Genomic DNA, 16596 nt, shown 5'->3' with positions numbered 1-16596 from the left:
AGGGGGGCGGACCCTCTAGGGCAGTTCGAAGCCGAGCTGCTCGGCCGCCGCCCGCGGGGTCGGCTGCGCCCACAGGGCCGCGGCCGCCTCGTTCGTGGACAGGGAGCGCGGTTCGGCGCGGTCGAGGTACAGGACGCCGTCGAGGTGGTCCGTCTCGTGCTGGACGATACGGGCGGGCCAGCCCGTGAAGACCTCGTCCAGCGCGCGGCCGTGCTCGTCCTCGCCGCGCAGCCGCACCTCGGCGTGCCGGGCCACCACCGCCTGCCAGCCCGGCACGCTGAGGCAGCCCTCGAAGAACGCGGCACGGGCGGTGCCGACCGGCTCGTACGACGGGTTGACCAGGACCCGGAACGGCTGCGGCACCCGGCCCCGGGCCACCGCCACCTCCTCGGGCACCGGCGCCGGGTCCTCGACGACCGCGATCCGCAGCGGGATCCCCACCTGCGGGGCGGCGAGCCCGACGCCCGGGGCCGCGTGCATGGTGACGCGCAGCGCCTCGACGAAACGGGCCAGCAGCGCGGGGCCGAGCTGGCCCTCGTAGCGCTCGGTGCCGCGTCGCAGGACCGGCCGGCCGGCCGCGACGATGGGCAAGGGGCCGCCGGCGGCGAGGAGTTCCTCGACCCGCTCGGTCAGCGGGACGTGATCAGGGGGAGGTGCCATCGCGTCAGCATGCCATGCGCGCCGGGCACTCCATGTGGCGCAGCTCACCAACACCCCGGGGAACTCAGCCGTTTCGCGGTCCGACCCACTACAGCACCACCGCTCACGACCGGTCCCCGAAAGAAGCCCGCCGATGACCCATGCTCCCTCGCCGACCGAGGACACCAAGGACGCCAAGGACACCGAGGACGAGGCACCCGCCCCGGCGCGGGCCGCCGGCCGCTGGGCCCCGCTGCGGCCCCTGATCCTGCGCCTGCACTTCTACGCCGGCCTGCTCGTCGCCCCCTTCCTGCTGGTCGCCGCCTTCACCGGGCTGCTGTACGCGGGCTCCTCCTTCGGCCGGCCGGTCCCGCGCGGCGCCTGGGCCCAGGTGCCGCCGTACGTCCTGGTCCCCGCGCTGGCCGTCATCGCCGCCCTCGGCTGCTTCGTACCCCTGCTCGGCATCCCGCTGACCGCCTTCCTCGCCTTCGACGTCGTCCTCGGCGAGATCGCCCACCGGCGCGGCCGCCGCAGCTACGGGGGCCGCGCCGGTGTCCACCAGAAGGCACACCGGAAGCCGTGCCTCGGCCGGTCACTCCTCGGGGAAGTCACCGGCCAGGGCGGCGGCGATGCGCAGGTGCCGCTCCGCCTCGTCGTGGCGGGCCTGGCGCTGGAGCGTGCGGCCCAGCATCAGCCGGGCGTAGTGCTCCACCGGGTCCCGCTCCACGATGCGCCGCAACTCGGCCTCGGCGCGGCGCAGTTGAGCGGAGTGGTAGTAGGCGCGGGCCAGCAGCAGCCGGGGTCCGGTCTGCTCCGGCACCTCCTCGACCAGCCCGGCCAGCACCCGCGCGACGCCGGCGTAGTCCTTGGCGCCGAAGAACAGCCGCGCCCGCTCCCAGCGCTCGGCGGGCGTGCCCTGGTCGTAGTACGTGGTCTGCGGGGTCGTCTGCGTGCTCTGCGCCTGCGTCTCCACTGTTGCCTCCTTTTCGGGGGCGACAACGGAGTGCAGTTGTTCAATATTCCACTACTCTTCGCCGCTCGTCGGCGGGCCGGCGGCTGCCGGGTCCAGGGGCGTGGCGAGCAGGATCGTCAGGTCACGGGTCAGCTCCCGGGTCCGTGCGCTGTCCCGCCCGCCGAGCGGCTCCAGCAGCTGGCCCAGCAGGCCCTGCACCACCCCGATCGCCCGCCGGGTGGTCGCGCGCCCCTCCTCGGTGAGCGCGAGCTGTACAGCACGCGGATCGCGCGGGTCCCTGGCCCGCTCCAGGAGCCCGGCCGACTCCAGGCCGCGGGCCAGCTTCGAGACGTACAGCGGCTCCAGCCCCGTGTGGTCGGCCAGCCGCCGCTGGCTGGGCCGCTCGCCCGAGCGCTGCATGCCGTACAGCGACGCCACCAGCGCGTACTGGGCGTGCGTGAGCCCCAGCGGGGCCACCGCCCGGTCGACGGCGACCCGCCACTTCATCGACAGCCGCCACACCAGGAAACCGGGGGTCGCGCCCTCGGGCGCCTCGCTGCTCATGCCGGATACCGTACATGGCTACTAAGGTGTCTCCGACTGCGGCGGCTTCGGCCCCCGGGCCGGCTCTCGCCCTGTGTCAGGAGGCCATCCGGTGCCGAACGGCGTCCATCGCCCGGTCGACCGGGCCCAGGAGCGGCGCGGCCAACTTGTTCGCGGCCTCGTTGTTGACCCAGCGGTGCGGCCGGGTCGGCGCGTAGGCCTGGGTGAGCTTGACCTCGGCGCCCAGCATGCGCAGCCGGGTCGGGCTGACGGCACTGCGCAGCGCCTGGAACTCCTCGCGCTCCTCCCGCCCGGCGTGCCTGGTGATCGCACGCCGCACCTCGTTCAGGCGCCGGAGATACCCGGCCCCGTCCGGTCCGGTGTGCCACAGCGCGATCAGCAGCTCCTTGGCCTCCTTCTCCTCGGTGCGGCGGCGGGCGGCCAGCTCGCGTCCGTGCTGCAGCGCACGGCGCGCGGCCGGGTGGACGTGCGCTTCCTCGGCCGCCTCGTGCAGGGCGAGCAGCCGCATCAGCCGGTCGAAGTTCCGGCGGCGCCACGGCCCGGGCAGCGCGGCCCGCACGAAGCCCAGCTTGATCTGCCGGTGCTGCCGGGTGAGCACGTCGACGACGTCTTCACCGCCGAGCGCGCGCATCACCCGCAGGGACCAGCCGGGGGCGGTGGTGGCCGCCGCGGCCGGCGCCTTCCCGGCGACCGTCGCCGCCGCGGCCGACGCCTTGCCCGCGGCCGTCGCGGCCGCGGCCGTCGCCTTGGCTGCGAGCATCGGCTTGGCCGCCGTGCCCTGTGCGGCCAGCTTGGTCAGGGTGCCCATGATCCCTCCTCACTCGCGGTCTCAGCCGTCGCGGGTACCCCTCCTGCGCCGCCCGTAGCATCCGGGTGAAGAACCGGTCCGTCCGTTTCGGCGCGGGGTGCGCGGAGCCACCTCATCACCGAGATGAGGTGGAAGAGGAAGACAAAGCGGAAGGCGGCGGGGGCGGTCCCGCTGGAGCTGTGCGACCTGTGCGCGGCCACCTTCCCCGCGGACCGGTCGGTGCGCGGCCATGTGCCCGACTCCTCCTGCGTCAGCACCGGCAAGGACTGGTTCGACGGCCTCCGCCTCCTCACGGCGTGCACAGAGGACCACTTCGCGATCCTCCAAGAGATCTACCGGCACCGACCCTTCCTCCAGGAGGAGCTCTGGGCGGCGAAGATCACCCGTGCTCTGACCACCGGCCCGCCCGTCCTCACCCTCGTGGAACTGGAGTGCCGGACCGGTCTCCACGCACCGGACATCAGACGCGCCATCGCCTGGCACAACGCCCACCGGGGGCCGCCGACGCGCTGACCGGGGCGGGTGACGCATGCGCCTCGGACCGGCTCGGGAACGACGGCGACCGGGCAGGCCGACGACGGGAGGCACCGAGACCGGACCCACGGAGCGGGGCAACCTGTGTTGCCCGGCAGGCGGAGCGGGGGTGACCGTGGAGGGTGAGGGAGTCACCGCACCTGCGGTCTCGACCGGATGAAAGACGCCCACGAGGCGTTCGCTCACGGCCCCGCCGCGGGAGCCCTGAAAGTGGTGCTGTGCCGCGAGGGAACCTCCGGCGCGCCGGGCGTACTTCGCCACGGGAGAGGTGGAACGCATGGACAGGGATGTCTCCGAACCGCGGATCGTCGTCGGCGTCGACGGATCGCCCTCCTCGTACGCGGCCCTGCGCTGGGCCGTGCGGTACGCGGGCCTCGTCGGCGGCGTCGTCGAGGCGGTCGCCGTGTGGGAGCTGCCCGGCCTGTACGGCTGGTCGGCGCCCGCCGTGGACATGGACGTCGACAAGGAGGAGACCCGCCAGCGGATGCGGCAGGAACTGACCGACGTGCTCGGCGAGGACGCGGCAGGCTCGGTGCGCACCCGCGTGGTGCACGGCAACGCCGCCGACGTGCTGCTGCGCGCCGCGGAGGGAGCCGAGGCCGTGGTCGTCGGCAGCCGGGGAAGAGGCGGGTTCGCGCGCGCCCTGCTCGGCTCCGTCAGCCAGCACGTGTCGCAGCACGCGCACTGCCCCGTCGTGATCGTCCGCTCGGAGGAGCACTGACCGGGCGCCGGTTGGGGACGGTGGCATCCCGACGCAGTGCGGTCCGGAGGCAGCCGTGAACACGCACGGCACTCCGGGAGGCGGACATCATGACGCGGACCATCACCGTGGGCCTCGACGGTTCACCGGAGAGCCGGGCCGCCGCCGAATGGGCGGCGCGTGAGGCACGGATGCGCGGCCTGCCCCTCAAACTCCTCCATGTGTGGGATCCCGTGCCCGAACCCATGGCCGGCCGACCGCGGAGCGACCGCATCCCGCGCGACGCCGCGGAGGGCCTCCGGCTGCGCCACCCCGGCGTCGAGGTGATCACCGACCAGGTCACCGCAGACGCGGCCGGGGCGCTGGCCGAGGCGGCGGACGGCTCGGAACTGATGGTCCTCGGCTCACGCGGTCTCGGCGGGATCGGCGGGTTCCTGGTCGGCTCGGTCAGCCTGCGCGTGGTCGCCCACACCGTGCGGCCCGTGGTGCTGATCCGGGCGGGCGCGCAGGCCGCCGACGAGCACCGGTCGGACCCCGCGGGCATCCCGTCCGCCGCGACGCCCTTCCGGCCCGTGGTCCTCGGCCTCGACACCGGCGCGCCGGACGAGGCGCTGCTGGAGTTCGCCTTCGACGCCGCCGCCCGCCGGTCCGCCCCGCTGCGGGTCGTCCACGGCTGGAGCCCGCCGCCCACTCACCTGTACGGCACGTCCGCCGGCCTCGACCCCCAGGGCTCCCTGGCGCGGCACGAGGCGGCCGTCCTGACCGAGGTGCTGCGCCCGTGGCGGCAGAGGTTCCCGGACGTCCGGGTGACCGAGGCCAGTCGCTGCGACAACGCAGCGCCGGCCCTCGTCCACGCCGCCCGCGACGCCTCCCTGGTCGTTGTCGGCCGACGTATCCGCACCGGGCGTCTCGGCGTCCACATCGGCCATGTCACCCACGCCGTTCTGCACCACGTCACGGCACCCGTCGCCATCGTGGCACACGGCTGAGGGGGCGGGCCGACGAACGGGCCGCCCGGCCCCTACCGCTCGCCGGTTCGTCGGCGCAGGCTGAGGGAGTGCAGCACGGCATCCCAGCCCCGGGAGGACGCCATGGACGGCACTCCGAGCCGGAAGACACGGGCCACACGCACGACCCGGGTACGGCTGTGGCGCTGGCGGCGCAACCCGCTCAGGCGGCGCAGCGACCTCGTGGAGGCCTGGATCGTGCTCGCGACCTGGGTGCTCGCGCTGCTCGGCGGACTGTTCGCGGGTGCGGCGGCGGCCGAGGCCACGGACGCGGCGTTCACCGCGCGCCGGGCCCAGGTGCACGCCGTGTCCGCCGTGCTCACCGACGACGCCGCGAAGACCCCGCCCGCCGCCACCGGGGTGGAGCACGGCCGGGTCTGGGCCGCCGTGCGCTGGACGGACGAGAACGGCATGCCCCGCACCGGCCAGGCGAAGGTGTACGCCGGCGCCCACGCCGGAACCCGGGTCACCGTCTGGACGGACCGCGCCGGCCGCGTGGTGTCCGCTCCCGTCCGGGGCACCGAGGCGACACTCCAGACCCTCCTGACCGGCGCCCTCGTCGCCCCGTCGGCCGGCGCGGCGCTGTGGGCCGCGGGCTGGGCGGTCCGCACCCGGCTGATGCGGCGGCGCCTGGCCGAATGGGACGCGGAGTGGAAGCAGGTCGGACCCGAGTGGCGGAACTACAGCGGCGGTCGGGGCTGAGCGCAACCGCTGCCGTTGACCGGCCGCCGTGAGCGGGCGCCACGGCATGAAGGACGGGAAGGGCCACCCGCTTCTCGCGGATCCGGATTGCGCGGTGCGCGGCTGTGAGCCGCTTCCCCGCGTCTCCCAACGTGTCCTTCCCGTCACCACCAGCACACCACACGAACCGCCGGGCTGCCAGGGGTCTGCCGGCCCCGATCCCGGCCGCGCGGGCGTACGCGGACCGGCAGCAGTGGCCGCTCGTCCCTCGTCCGTCGCACGCTTGTCGGAGGGACGGTCCGGGGCGGGCCCTCAGTACCCGCGTTCCGGCGGCCCTGCCACGAGGGATGTGACCGCGATGTTCTGGTACCACCACGGCCCCGGCGCGTGGGGCTGGTTCGCCATGTCGGTCGGCATGCTGCTGTTCTGGGCGGCGGTCGTCATCGTCGGCGTACTGCTCTTCCGGGGCCTGTCCCGCCCCGGCGCCTCCGGCACCCACGGCGCGTCGGCCCCGGCCCGGGCCACCGCCGAGCAACTGCTCGCCGAACGCTTCGCCCGCGGCGAGATCGACGAGGACGAGTACCGGCGCCGCCTGACCGTCCTGCGCGACCACACCGGCGGCGGCAAGAGGTGAGCCGACGGCCCCGGGATCACCCCGCCAACGCCTTCGGCGCCTTCGCCGTGGACGGATCTGCCTGTCCGGCAGCGACACCGGCATGCGGGTTCACGGACGGGACGAGGCGGGGAAATTTCTCGGTTGGGAAAGACTTTCGGCGTTGATGCGCCCCGCAGTGTCTTTCACGGCGTCCGTGCGAGCTCCTCGACCCGCTGGTGCAGGTGCTCCACGTGGTCCTCGGACTCCGGTTTCATCAGGACGCTGCGCAGGACACGGGCGCCGTCGGTGTCCGCGATGATCCCCGGATGGCGTGCCGTGAACGCCTCGCGGCCGGCCCTGAGGGTGCTCAGGTACACCGGGTCGGCGCTGTCCATGCCGTCCGCCAGGATCCGTGCCGAGGCCGCGTCGATGCCGCTCAGCGTGGCCGGTTCCACGGCCGGGAAGTAGCTCACGATGTCCAGCTCCGGCCTCTGGTACAGCTCCAGCACGTCGGACGCGGTGATCAGGTCCGACCAGCGCAGGGCGGCACGCCGGCCGGCCGCCAGCACCCGGCCGAGTCCGGCGGGCGTCGGCGGGACGAGCTGGAAGGTGAACCACAGCGCGGCGGCGGCCGCGCCGGCCCGGGAGCACTCCAGGCTGATCTCGCCGAGGTGGAGGTCGCCGGAGGTGAAGTACGTGTACGGCGAGTCGTGCAGGTAGAAGCGGCCCACCTCGGGGTCGCGGAAGAGGACGGCGCCGCATCCGTAGGGCTGGAGCCCGTGCTTGTGCGGGTCGACCACGACGGAGTCGCACCCGGCGATCGCCCGCCAGGGCTCCGGGGGCAGGCCCTCCGGCCCCTCGGCGCCGGCCAGCAGGGTGAAGAAGCCGCCGTAGGCCGCGTCGACATGGATGCGGACACCGTGGCGCTCGCGCAGGGCGAGGGCGGTGTCGAGCGGGTCGACGGCCCCGAGGCCGGTCGTACCGGTGGTGAGCACCACCGTGCCCACCTCCCCGGTCCGCAGCACCTCCTCCAGCGCGTCGAGGTCCATGCGGCCGCGGTCGTCGGTGCGGATCGGGTAGCTGCTCACGCCGAGGACGTGGCACATGCGCCCGTGGGTGTAGTGCGCGTCGGCGCTGTGGGCGATGCCCCGGCCGGGGTGCAGCTCCCGGGCGACGAACAGCGCCTCCAGGTTGGCGATGGTGCCGCTGGTGGTGAGGTGGCCGAGATGGGTGTCGTACCCGAACATCGCGGCGAGCGCGGCGACCGCCTCGCGCTCCATGCGGGCGGTGGCGGGGCCGCCGTCCAGGGCGTGGTTGTTGGGGTTGATCAGCATGGCGGTGAAGTGCCCGAGCACGGCCGCCGGGTGCGGGGGCTTGAGCATCTGTCCCGCGTAGTGCGGGTGGAAGAACGGATAGTTGTCCTTCAGCCGTCCTGTGAACTCCTCGAAGGCGGTGGCGAGACGGTCCTCGTCGACGAGGAGCGAGGGGTGCCGCTCGTAGGGACCGAAGGTGTCGGCCCACCGCTGTATCGCGTCCGTGGCCCGGCCGAGCCAGTGCTGCAGATCCATCGATCGCCCTCTCTCCCTCGCCGACCGGGTGCCGGGACGGCACAGCATAGAGAATTAATTGAGGAGTCAGCAATTGAGTGTTCAGTAATTGAGAAGTCGGTGATTGACGTCGCAGTAGACTCGCCCCGCAGCAGGACGCGAACGGCTGGACGGAAGGACGTGGGCCGGTGGGTGCCTCGACTCGGCAGGGTGATCCGGCCGCCCGGGCGGCCGGCAGCCGGCTCGTCCAGGACTTCGGACTGCTGATCCGGGCCGCGACCCGCCTGGAGCAGCGCATCGACACCGCGCTCCGCCGGGAGTGCGGCATCGGGCACACGATGTTCGAGGTGCTCATCAGGCTCTGCCGGGACCCGGACGAGGCGGTCACCCAGCGCACCCTCGCCGCCGACCTCACCCTCACCAGCAGCGGCGTCACCCGCCTGATCGACCGCATGGAGGAGGCCGGTCTGGTCCGCCGCGTGCCGTCGCCCGAGGACCGCAGGAGCGTGCGGGTCGAACCGACCGATCGGGGCCGTGAGAGGTTTCTGGCCGCCGCCGCCGTCCATGCGCAGGTCGTGGAGCGGTACTTCGTCGCCCCGGTGTCACCCGAGGACTACACCCGGCTGACCGGCCTGCTCGGGGACATCGACAAGGCGCTGAGCGAGGACTGAGGCGCCGAGCGAAGACCGGGCGCGGGAGACGCGGCGGCAGTTTGTGCGCATTTGCCCGGTTCGGTGGCCGGGTGTGCGGGAACCCGGTGAGGCCCGTCGGCAGCTCGTACTCCGGAGGTGCGCATGGCGGTTCGTCATCGTCTGATCAAGGCCGACCCGGCGGCGGTGTGGGAGGTCCTCGCCGACGGCAACCGGTACGCCGAGTGGGTCGTGGGCACCGGCGTCTCCCGGCCCAAGCAGGGGCAGTGGCCGCAGGTGGACTCCTCGATCGCCTACGAGATCCGGCTGGGCCCGTTGCACGCGGGCAACGAGACGGTCGTACGGCGCTGCCGGGAGGGCACCGAGCTGGACCTGGAGATCGACGCGGGTTTCCTCGGCACGGCCCGCTTCTTCATCGAGCTGCGGGAGTGGGGCGAGCACTGTCTCGTCATCGTCGACGAGCACCCGCTGCAGGGCGCCGGAGCCTCGCTGCACAACTTCGGCGTGGAGGCGCTGATCCAGGTGCGCCACCGCGCCATGCTCTCCCGGCTGGCCCGGTGCTGCGAGGACGGGGCGCGCGGACGCCGGGAGCCGGTCGCTGCCGGAGGCGGACCCGGTCATGCCTGACGCCGTGGTGATCGGCGCCGGACCCAACGGGCTGGTGGCCGCCAACGTGCTCGCGGACGCCGGCTGGAGCGTGCGGGTCCTCGAGGAACAACCCGAGCCGGGCGGCGCCGTCCGCCACGACCGGGGCGTCCACCCCGACTTCGTCAACGACCTCTTCAGCTCGTTCTTCCCCCTGGCCGCCGCCTCGCCCGTCCTGTCCGCCCTCCGCCTGGAGGACCACGGCCTGCGCTGGAGTCACGCCCCCCAGGTGCTGGCCCATCCGCTGAGCGACGGCCGGTGCGCCGTGCTGGACCGGCGGATCGACTCCACGGCCGCCTCCGTCGAGGCCTTTGCGCCCGGCGACGGAGCGGCCTGGCGGCGCCTGTGCGCGTTCTGGCAGACGCTGCACCCCCATCTGCTGGGCGCCCTGTTCACCCCGTTCCCGCCGGTCATGGCCTCGCTCCGGCTGCTTCGCACCCTGCGGGCGTCGGGCGGCCTGCACGCGGCCCGCTCCCTGGTTCTGCCGGTGCGCCGGCTGGGGGAGGAGGAGTTCCGGGGCGAGGGCGGCCGGCTGCTGCTGGCGGGCAACGCCCTGCACGCCGACCTCGCCCCCGAATCGGCCGGCAGCGGCGGCTTCGGCTGGCTGATGTCCATGCTCGGCCAGACCTACGGCTTCCCCGTCCCGGTCGGCGGATCCGGCGCCCTGACGGCGGCCCTCGTGCGACGGCTGCGCCTGCGCGGCGGGGAACTCCACTGCGGCCGGCGGGTGCAGACGGTCACCGTCCGCGACGGGCGCGCCGTCGGAGTGCGCACCGGCGACGGCGAGACGGTGGAGGCGGCACGCGCCGTCCTCGCCGACGTGGCCGTGCCCGTGCTCTACCGGGAACTCGTCGGCCCCGACCACCTGCCCGCACAACTGCTGGAGGACCTGCGGCGCTTCCAGTGGGACTTCGCCACGTTCAAGGTGGACTGGGCGCTCGACGGGCCCGTGCCCTGGCAGGCCGAGCAGGCGGGCCGGGCCGGGACCGTCCACCTCGCCGACGGCATGGACGAACTGACCCGGTTCGCCGCGCAGATCGCCATGCACCAGGTGCCCGACCGGCCCTTCGCCCTGTTCGGCCAGATGACCACGGCCGACCCCACCCGGTCCCCCCGGGGCACCGAGTCGGCCTGGGCCTACACCCACGTCCCGCACGACATCCGGGGCGACGCCGGCGACGAGGGCATCACCGGCGCCTGGGGCCCGGCGGACCAGCAGCGCATGGCCGACCGAGTGGAACGGCAGGTCGAGCACTTCGCCCCGGGCTTCCGCTCCCTCATCCGCGCCCGCCGCATCCTGGCGCCCGCCACACTCCAGACGCTCGACGCCAACCTCGTCGACGGCGCCATCAACGGTGGCACCACCGCCCTCCACCAGCAGCTGGTCTTCCGGCCCGTACCCGGCACGGGGCGCCCGGAGACGCCCGTCGCGGGCCTCTACCTCGCCTCGGCCGGCGCCCATCCCGGTGGAGGCGTCCACGGCGGTCCCGGCGCCAACGCCGCCCGCGCCGCCCTGCGCGCCCACCGGGCCCCCGGTCTCGCCGGCGCCCAACGCCTGCTCAGCGGGCGGGACCGCGTCGGCCGCAAGCACTGAGAGGCGAAGTAGGTGCACCGCAGCCCCCTGGAGAACCGCACGGTGGTGGTCACGGGCGCGGCACGCGGGGTGGGCGCCGCCCTCGCCCACGAGGTCGCCCGGCGCGGCGCCCGGCCCGCGCTCCTCGGGCACGAGAAGGATTTGCTGGACGACCTCGCCGCGCGGATGCCGACACCGGCGCTCGCGCTGGAGACGGACGTGACCGACCTGCCGGCCCTGCAGCGGGCCGCGCACACGGTACGGCACCGGCTCGGGCCGCCGTCCGTCGTGATCGCCAACGCCGGCGTGGCCGAGAGCGGCCCGTTCGCGGCCACCGACCCGGCCGACTGGCGCCGGGTGATCGACGTCAACCTCACCGGCAGTGCCCAGACCGCCCGGGCGTTCCTGCCGGACCTGGGGGCCACCGGCGGCTACTACCTGCAGATCGCCTCCCTGGCCGCCCTCGGCGCCGCCCCGCTGATGAGTGCCTACTGCGCGTCCAAGGCGGGCGTGGAGGCCTTCGCCCACGCGCTGCGCGCCGAGGTGGCCGCCCACGGGATCGCCGTGGGCATCGCCTACCTGAACTGGACCGACACCGACATGCTGCGCGACCCCGGCCACCAGGTCGCCCTGCGCGCGCTGCGCGGCCACATGCCGGGCCCCGCCGGCCGGATGTCCGGCGTCGAGGACGTCGTCCCCCGGATCGTGCACGGCCTGGAACGCCGGCGCACCGCGGTGTACGCACCGCCCTGGCTGCGGCTCGTCCAGCCGGTCCGAGCCGTCCTGCCGCCCCTGGTCCTGCGCGTGACCCGCCGGCACCTGCCCCGCCTGGAGGCCGAGCAGGCCCTCGCACCGAGCGGCCTGCTCGGCCCCGGAGGCAGGGCCGACCAGGCGGCCGGACGGTACGGGTGACGTCCACGATCGCGAGGACCCGACCACCCGCGCCTGAGGGCTAGCGGTGCTCGGGGTTCTCGTAGTCGTGGCGGCAGCCGGCGTCCCACGCGGTGCGCTGGTTGCCGTAGGCGGGAACGCCACCGGCGTCCTTGAGGAGCCGCGCGAGGTGGAGCAGGTTCCACGTCATGAAGGTGGTGTTGCGGTTGGTGAAGTCGTTCTCGGGGCCGCCGGAACCGGGATCGAGATAGGACGGGCCGGGACCCGCCTCACCGATCCAGCCCGCGTCGGCCTGCGGGGGGATGGTGTAGCCCAGGTGCTGGAGGCTGTAGAGGACGTTCATCGCGCAGTGTTTGACGCCGTCCTCGTTGCCGGTGATCAGACAGCCGCCGACGCGGCCGTAGTACGCGTACTGACCCGCGTCGTTGAGCAGGCTGGAGCAGGCGTAGAGGCGCTCGACGACCTGCTTCATCACCGAGCTGTTGTCACCGAGCCAGATCGGCCCGGCCAGGACGAGGATGTCCGCCGTCATGACCTTGCCCTCGTACAGTGCCGGCCACGCGTCCGACCGCCAGCCGTGCTCGGTCATGTCCGGCCAGACGCCCGTGGCGATGTCGTGGTCGACCGCGCGTACGACCTCGACCCGCACGCCCTGCGATTCCATGATGCGTACGCTGCGGTCGATGAGCCCCTGCGTGTTGCTGCGCTCCGGCGACCGCTTCAGCGTGCAGTTGACGACGAGGGCGCGCAGGTCGTCGTAGCGGGCGGGCGGTGCGTCCGGGGTCGGTGCGGAGGTGGTCACGGGTTCGCCTCTCATCGGGTCGTACCACCGTGCCCTGGAGGGGGCGCGGCGCCTCCATCCTGCTGGCCGGGCGGTCGTCGCGGCGGCTGCGGCACAGCTCGCCCGCCGCAAACACCCTGACGGCCGACACCCGCTGCGCCAGGGCTCGCTGCCGCTTGAGCACCCCACCCCAGCACCGCCGACGCCACGGCTGCGTGTGAACGGCCCCGGGAGAGGTACTTCGAAGCACATGGCTGGTATCGAGCTCGCAGGCGGCTCTGCGTCGGCCGGCAGAAGGCGGCAGCCATGAGATTCGTTGCGCGTGTGGACGGCTATCAGAGGCGCCACCGCTGGGTGGGACTGCCGCTGGCCGTGCTCTACAAGTTCTACGACGACCAGACCCTGTATCTCGCGGCCCTCCTGACCTACTACGGATTTCTCTCGCTCTTCCCGCTGCTGCTCATCCTCGTCGTCGTCCTGAGCACCCTGCTCAGCAACGATCCCGGCCTGCAGCAGCGCGTCCTGGACTCGGCGCTGGGCGAGTTCCCGGTGATCGGCGACCAGCTGGGGGAGAACATCCACTCCTTCCACAGCAGCGGTGCCGCCCTCGCCGTGGGTATCGCGGGCAGCCTCTACGGCTCCCTCGGTGTGGCCCAGGCGGCGCAGTACGCCCTCAACAAGATCTGGGCGGTCCCGCGCCACGCCCGGCCGGACCCCTTCCACTCGCGGCTCAAGGGCCTGCTCTTCCTGCTCCTCCTCGGACTCGCGCTGTGCGCCTTCACCCTGCTGTCCGTGGCGGCCTCACAGACGTACCTGTTCGGCGAGCGGCTGCAGGGCAGCACCCGGATCGCCGCCACGGCCGGATCGCTGTGCCTCAACGCCGCCCTGCTCGTCGCGAGTTACCGGCTGCTGACGCATCGGGCACTGCCCCTGCGGCCGCTGGCCGGCGTCGCGGTGGGTGCCGCCTTCGCGTGGCAGGCGCTGCAGTGGGTGGGCTCCTACTACGTCAGTCACGTCCTGCGCGGCGCCACGGCCACGTACGGCATGTTCGGCATCGTCCTGGGCCTGTTCGCCTGGCTCTACGTCGGCGCGCTCATCTTCCTCACGGCGGCCCAGGTGGCGGCCGTACGGGACATGCGGCTGTGGCCGCGGAGCCTGCTGACGCCGTTCACGGACCGGGTGCACCTGAGCGCCGGAGACCGCCGCGCCTACCAGTCGTATGCCGCCACGGAGGCCTTCAAGGGCTTCCAGAAGGTCCGGGTCCACTTCGACCAGCCACCGAAGCCACGCGACCAGAAACCCCCCGACGAGCCCTGACCTCACTCCGCCAGCAGCTCGGCCACGGCATGCTCCAGCTCGGCCGGTGTCACCGCGCCCACCGCCCGGACGATCCCCCGGGCATCGACCAGGACGTTCGTGGGGACGCCGGTGATGCCGAGCGAGGCCGCGTAGTCCCCCGTCTCGTCCAGCAGGACCGGGCCGTCGACACCCCACACGCCGGCGAAGCCCAGCGCCTCCTCCCGCGCACGGCGGGTTTCCCACACGTTGATCAGAACGATGTCCAGCCCGGACCGGGCGGTACGGCGGCGCCGCCGCTCCAGGACCGGCGCCTCCGCGTTGCAGGGGCCTCACCAACTGGCGAAGAAGTTGATCACGTACTTGCGCTCCGCCCACTCCCGCGTGGTGCGCACCCGACCGGTGCGGGCGTCGGGCAGCGCGAACTCCGGGACGCGGCGGCCGACCGCCGGATGCGTCCGCGGACGCCCGGGGCCCGGCAGCCAGGGCCGGTCCACCACGGTGAGCGTGCCGCTTCCGGCGTTGGAGACCAGCAGCCGTCCGGACACGGGGTCGACCTGGCAGTCCCCGGGCCCGAGACCGACGGTGATGCGGTGCCTCTCCGCACCGCCGGCCGTGTCGAGGACGCTCACGGTCCCCGCTCCCCGGTTGCACACGTACAACCGTGAACCGTCCGGCGAGACACCCATGCCGACCGGGGCCCGCTCCACCCGCAGCTCGTCCACGGGCCGCCCCGTGGCGAGGGACAGCCGCAGCACCGTGCCGTGCAGGGACCCGGCCACGTACAGGTGGCCGGTCACGGCGTCGGCGACCGCCTTGCACGGTCCCTCGGGGACGGAGATCCGGCGAACCGGGCGCAGCGTCTCCGTGTCGAACACGGTCAGTGAGCCGGCCATGAAGTTCGCGCAGTATCCGCGCCCGCGCTCGCCGTCCACGGCGATGCTCCCCGCCCCGAGCTCGGCGGGGACGGTGCCGATCACCTCCAGGCGGTCGGCGTCGATCGCGGTGATCGTGCCGGCCGCGGTGTTGCCGCAGAAGACGCGCCGCCGTAACGGATCGTGCCCGAGGCCGGCCGGGTAGGCGTCCCGACCGACGGGGATCCGGGCGACGGGCGCGGCGCTGTCCGCGTCGAGCACGGTGACCGTGTCGGATCGGGCATCGGCCGTGAACAACCACCTGCTGGGCAGATCCAGGACGACGGGGATCGGTTCCGTGCCCACCTCGGCCCGCCAGACGGGAACCGCACGGTCGAGATCCACGGCGACGACCGCGTCGTCCCGCGAGCACGCCACGTACGCGCGGCGCGCCCCCGCGTCGACCGCCACGCCCTCCGGACCGGCGCCCAGCCGGGGCTCCGCCACCACCCTGTGCACCCACTCGACCCGGCAGGCCGGGCCGCTCTCCGGAGGGGGAGAGTTGTCAGTCACGGTCCTTGTGTAGACCGCAGAACAGGACACAAACGCACTTGTCGGACGAAATCGCTCCGGGGTGCGGGTCAGTCGTTGCCGCGCTGGCGGCGGATCCTGGCGGCCACGTCGTTCTGCTCCGTCTCCCACCAGGGACGTACGCGCTCGGGGGTGGGAGCCGGGTCCGGGCCCGGACCGTGGTCGGCCGCCGGTGCCGGGACGACGGTGAGCTCCGCGTCCAGACGCCGGTCCAGGGCCGCGTTCTGGACGCGCTCCGCGCGGTACCACTGGACCAGGATCGCCAGCAGGAACGGCAACGCGACCAGCTCGGCGATGCTGAGCATCGCGCCGCCGCCGAGCTGCTGGTCGTGCTGGACGTCCGGCGACCAGGACGGCGCGTGGTGCAGATACCAGGCACCCGCGATGAGCGTGCCGTGCGTCATCACGACGACGCCCGGAATCGCGTCGACGATGCCGTCGAGGAAGACCAGCGCCGCCCGTACCGGATGCGTGCACCACGACGGCAGCGCCTCCTCGTGCGTCAGCACCGGTACGACGACCAGGCAGCCGGCCGCCAGCAGGTGCAGGTACATCAGCTCGTGCAGCCAGCCCATGCGCAGGGCGGTGGCGAAGTACGGCGTGAAGTAGACCGTCAGTTCGGTGCCCAGGACCAGGGCCGTACTCACCATGGGGAACGTCAGCGTACGCACCACCCGGCTCGTCATGGCCCGCCGGACCCGTCCCGCGGCCCTCTCCGGCAGCGCTTCGACGGCCAGCCGCAGCGGATCGCCGAGGGCCAGGCCCAGGGGTGCGACCAGATCGAGAAGGATGTTCTGCACGGCGGCCGGCCAGAACAGCACATGGTCGTACACGGCGAGCCCGGACATCGTGGCCGCGACCAGACCCCCGAGCCCGATCAGCACGAAGGCGGCGACACGGGCGGGCGGCCAGGGTTCCCCGCGCCCGCGCAGCCGGGCCACCCCCCAGCCGTAGAGCACACCCAGGACGAGCACCAGCAGCAGCGCGGGGACGTCCAGCCGCCACGAGGACAGCAGCCGTCCACCGGTCAGTTCCGCGAGCGGTCCTGCCGATGCGGTCACCGCGTAACCAACCATGCAGATCGCCTTTCTCCGGGGCTCATCGGGCGAGTCGCCGCAACCTCACAGCGGGACGGTAGACCCAGGCGGCCCCGGCCTGCGCACCGGGGCCCGCGGCACGCCGGGGAACATCTCGTGGCGGAACCTCGCCGTCCGGAGACGACGACGCCCCGGGAGCAGCTGCTCCCGGGGCGCCCCTGCCGCGACGGCCGCTTCCTTGTGCCGCGGCA

At 73.6% G+C, this 16596-nt stretch carries 19 protein-coding genes and 2 pseudogenes; 12 read left to right on the top strand and 9 right to left on the bottom strand.

What is annotated here, in order from left to right:
- Nucleotides 1–15 precede the first annotated feature (15 nt).
- Entirely contained in the window at nt 16–660 is a 645-nt protein-coding gene (locus ACZ404_RS00860; protein ID WP_468435119.1) for a peptide deformylase, read from the bottom strand.
- Between the two features lie 133 nt (nt 661–793).
- On the opposite strand from ACZ404_RS00860, the pseudogene ACZ404_RS00855 reads away from it, so the two are divergent.
- Both ACZ404_RS00855 and ACZ404_RS00850 read left to right on the top strand, forming a co-directional pair.
- Nucleotides 794–991, top strand: a pseudogene (locus tag ACZ404_RS00855) (PepSY domain-containing protein); the annotation flags it as partial.
- A pseudogene (locus ACZ404_RS00850) lies at nt 986–1180 on the top strand (PepSY domain-containing protein); the annotation flags it as partial. The pseudogenes ACZ404_RS00855 and ACZ404_RS00850, both read left to right, overlap by 6 nt.
- Nucleotides 1181–1231: 51 nt before the next feature.
- Here the strand turns inward: ACZ404_RS00850 and ACZ404_RS00845 are convergent.
- The 3 genes from ACZ404_RS00845 to ACZ404_RS00835 all read right to left on the bottom strand — a co-directional run bounded on the left by ACZ404_RS00845 (nt 1232) and on the right by ACZ404_RS00835 (nt 2963).
- Nucleotides 1232–1612: a tetratricopeptide repeat protein gene (locus tag ACZ404_RS00845; RefSeq protein ID WP_468435118.1), complete on the bottom strand. Its 381-nt coding sequence runs from the start codon at nt 1610–1612 to the stop codon at nt 1232–1234.
- Nucleotides 1613–1663: 51 nt separating this feature from the next.
- The gene (locus ACZ404_RS00840; RefSeq protein WP_468435117.1) at nt 1664–2155 is read right to left on the bottom strand and encodes a MarR family winged helix-turn-helix transcriptional regulator; all 492 of its coding nucleotides are present in this window, start codon (nt 2153–2155) and stop codon (nt 1664–1666) included.
- A gap of 76 nt (nt 2156–2231) precedes the next feature.
- Nucleotides 2232–2963 carry a hemerythrin domain-containing protein gene (locus ACZ404_RS00835; protein WP_468435116.1) on the bottom strand — a complete coding sequence of 244 codons (732 nt, stop codon included), beginning with the start codon at nt 2961–2963 and terminating at the stop codon, nt 2232–2234.
- A 123-nt stretch (nt 2964–3086) separates the two neighbouring features.
- On the opposite strand from ACZ404_RS00835, the gene ACZ404_RS00830 reads away from it, so the two are divergent.
- From ACZ404_RS00830 to ACZ404_RS00810, 5 genes are all read left to right on the top strand, one after another.
- Nucleotides 3087–3476 carry a hypothetical protein gene (locus ACZ404_RS00830; protein WP_468435115.1) on the top strand — a complete coding sequence of 130 codons (390 nt, stop codon included), beginning with the start codon at nt 3087–3089 and terminating at the stop codon, nt 3474–3476.
- A 298-nt stretch (nt 3477–3774) separates the two neighbouring features.
- Nucleotides 3775–4218, top strand: a complete 444-nt coding sequence (locus ACZ404_RS00825) for a universal stress protein (RefSeq protein WP_468435114.1) — start codon at nt 3775–3777, stop codon at nt 4216–4218.
- Nucleotides 4219–4307: 89 nt separating this feature from the next.
- Entirely contained in the window at nt 4308–5186 is an 879-nt protein-coding gene (locus ACZ404_RS00820; protein ID WP_468435113.1) for a universal stress protein, read from the top strand.
- A gap of 102 nt (nt 5187–5288) precedes the next feature.
- Entirely contained in the window at nt 5289–5906 is a 618-nt protein-coding gene (locus ACZ404_RS00815; protein ID WP_468435112.1) for an Rv1733c family protein, read from the top strand.
- Between the two features lie 337 nt (nt 5907–6243).
- On the top strand, nt 6244–6519 hold the full coding sequence (locus ACZ404_RS00810) for an SHOCT domain-containing protein (RefSeq protein ID WP_468435111.1): 276 nt from the start codon (nt 6244–6246) through the stop codon (nt 6517–6519).
- Between the two features lie 164 nt (nt 6520–6683).
- Here the strand turns inward: ACZ404_RS00810 and ACZ404_RS00805 are convergent, their stop codons facing one another.
- Nucleotides 6684–8048: a pyridoxal phosphate-dependent decarboxylase family protein gene (locus tag ACZ404_RS00805; RefSeq protein WP_468435110.1), complete on the bottom strand. Its 1365-nt coding sequence runs from the start codon at nt 8046–8048 to the stop codon at nt 6684–6686.
- Nucleotides 8049–8215: 167 nt separating this feature from the next.
- Between ACZ404_RS00805 and ACZ404_RS00800 the strand changes: the two genes are divergently transcribed.
- The 4 genes from ACZ404_RS00800 to ACZ404_RS00785 all read left to right on the top strand — a co-directional run bounded on the left by ACZ404_RS00800 (nt 8216) and on the right by ACZ404_RS00785 (nt 11807).
- Nucleotides 8216–8698 carry a MarR family winged helix-turn-helix transcriptional regulator gene (locus ACZ404_RS00800; RefSeq protein ID WP_468435109.1) on the top strand — a complete coding sequence of 161 codons (483 nt, stop codon included), beginning with the start codon at nt 8216–8218 and terminating at the stop codon, nt 8696–8698.
- Nucleotides 8699–8821: 123 nt separating this feature from the next.
- Nucleotides 8822–9304 (top strand): SRPBCC family protein, encoded by a 483-nt coding sequence (locus ACZ404_RS00795; RefSeq protein ID WP_468435108.1) that lies wholly within the window; start codon nt 8822–8824, stop codon nt 9302–9304.
- Nucleotides 9297–10916 carry a phytoene desaturase family protein gene (locus tag ACZ404_RS00790; RefSeq protein WP_468435107.1) on the top strand — a complete coding sequence of 540 codons (1620 nt, stop codon included), beginning with the start codon at nt 9297–9299 and terminating at the stop codon, nt 10914–10916. Before ACZ404_RS00795 ends, ACZ404_RS00790 begins: the two co-directional genes overlap by 8 nt.
- 12 nt (nt 10917–10928) lie before the next feature.
- Entirely contained in the window at nt 10929–11807 is an 879-nt protein-coding gene (locus ACZ404_RS00785; protein WP_468435106.1) for an SDR family oxidoreductase, read from the top strand.
- Nucleotides 11808–11847: 40 nt separating this feature from the next.
- Here the strand turns inward: ACZ404_RS00785 and ACZ404_RS00780 are convergent, their stop codons facing one another.
- A complete protein-coding gene (locus ACZ404_RS00780; RefSeq protein ID WP_468435105.1) occupies nt 11848–12603 on the bottom strand; it encodes a flavodoxin family protein in 756 nt (251 codons plus the stop codon).
- A gap of 270 nt (nt 12604–12873) precedes the next feature.
- On the opposite strand from ACZ404_RS00780, the gene ACZ404_RS00775 reads away from it, so the two are divergent.
- Entirely contained in the window at nt 12874–13884 is a 1011-nt protein-coding gene (locus tag ACZ404_RS00775; protein ID WP_468435104.1) for a YihY/virulence factor BrkB family protein, read from the top strand.
- A gap of 2 nt (nt 13885–13886) precedes the next feature.
- Here ACZ404_RS00775 and ACZ404_RS00770 read toward each other — a convergent pair whose 3' ends face one another.
- The 3 genes from ACZ404_RS00770 to ACZ404_RS00760 all read right to left on the bottom strand — a co-directional run bounded on the left by ACZ404_RS00770 (nt 13887) and on the right by ACZ404_RS00760 (nt 16384).
- Nucleotides 13887–14168: a TlpA family protein disulfide reductase gene (locus ACZ404_RS00770; protein WP_468435814.1), complete on the bottom strand. Its 282-nt coding sequence runs from the start codon at nt 14166–14168 to the stop codon at nt 13887–13889.
- Nucleotides 14169–14195: 27 nt separating this feature from the next.
- Nucleotides 14196–15290 (bottom strand): YncE family protein, encoded by a 1095-nt coding sequence (locus ACZ404_RS00765; protein ID WP_468435103.1) that lies wholly within the window; start codon nt 15288–15290, stop codon nt 14196–14198.
- Nucleotides 15291–15358: 68 nt separating this feature from the next.
- A complete protein-coding gene (locus ACZ404_RS00760) occupies nt 15359–16384 on the bottom strand; it encodes a cytochrome c oxidase assembly protein (protein WP_468435102.1) in 1026 nt (341 codons plus the stop codon).
- Nucleotides 16385–16596 lie beyond the last annotated feature (212 nt).

This window comes from Streptomyces sp. NPDC030798 (assembly GCF_055572275.1).
Note: the sequence above shows the minus strand (reverse complement) of the source record. Positions and strands in the feature narration are given on the sequence as shown.